Annotated in this window: 1 pseudogene; it reads right to left on the bottom strand. The window is 75.6% G+C overall.

Features of this window, described 5'->3' with window-relative positions:
* Positions 1-1,146 (bottom strand): annotated as a pseudogene (locus B4U45_RS28360) (PE family protein); the annotation flags it as partial.

Genomic DNA, 1,146 nt, shown 5'->3' with positions numbered 1-1,146 from the left:
GCCCGCGCCGCCCGCGCCGCTCGGGTGCAGGCCCGCTGCTCCGTGACCGCCGCTGCCGCCGGTGGCCTGATCGCCCATGCCGTCGGTGTTCGCCAGACCGCCGGCACCGCCGGCACCGCCGTTGCCGCCGTGGCCGGGTTGACCGCCGGCACCGCCATTGCCGCCGGTAGCCCCGCCATTCGCGTAGACGCTTCCGCCGGCCCCGCCGGTGCCGCCGCTCTGGTTGAGGCCGCCGTTAGCGCCGGGTTGGCCGGGCCCGCCAGTTGTGAAGCCCGATACCGGATGTCCGTGGCTGCCATAGCTTTCGCCGTCGGTCGGCGGTGCATTGTTGGGCTGCGGCGCGAGGTTCAGCTGTGCTCCGGCAAGGCCGTTGCCGCCCCGGCCGCCGTTGCCGCCGGAGCCGAACAGGGCGGCGCCATCACCGCCATCACCGCCTCGCCCGGCGTTGCCGGCGTTGACGGCCGCCGCGCCCGCCCCACCTTGACCACCGTCGCCGCCGCTGCCGATCACTAGACCGCCGTTGCCGCCATGGCCACCATCCGCGCCGATCCCGCCGGCCCCACCGATGGCGCCGTCACCGAAGAACAGGCCACCGTTGCCGCCGTGGCCGCCCGCCGCCCCGATACCACCGGTCCCACCGATGCCGCCCGCGCCGAACCAGCCCGCCGACCCGCCGTAACCACCGGGTCCACCAGGGGCGTAAATGCCGTGCGAGACATATTGCCCGCCCGACCCCCCGGCGCCCCCGGCCCCGCCGGTGCCGTACCACAACCCACCTCGGGCGCCGTTTCCGCCCGCCCCGCCGATCCCCGCGACGGCGCTCGAATCGCCGGATCCACCGGCACCTCCGGCGCCTCCGACCCCGAGCAGTCGGGCCGCCCCACCGTCCCCGCCTGCCCCTCCGTTGCCGCCCACCGCGCCGTTCCCGCCGTCCCCGCCGGTCCCACCATGACCACCGTTGCCGTACAACCAGCCGTCCACACCACCTTGGCCACCGGCCCCGCCGTTACCGCCCTGAAATACGCCAAGGCCACCGGATCCACCATCAGCGCCCGCCCCGCCGGCACCAATCAACCCCGCCGCACCTCCAGCGCCGCCGGCACCGCCGTTACCACCCGTCTCCAGATCGTCGCCACCAGTTCCGCC

This window comes from Mycobacterium persicum (assembly GCF_002086915.1).
Taxonomy (GTDB): Bacteria; Actinomycetota; Actinomycetes; order Mycobacteriales; family Mycobacteriaceae; genus Mycobacterium; species Mycobacterium persicum.
This window is presented reverse-complemented; position numbering and strand designations above follow the sequence as displayed.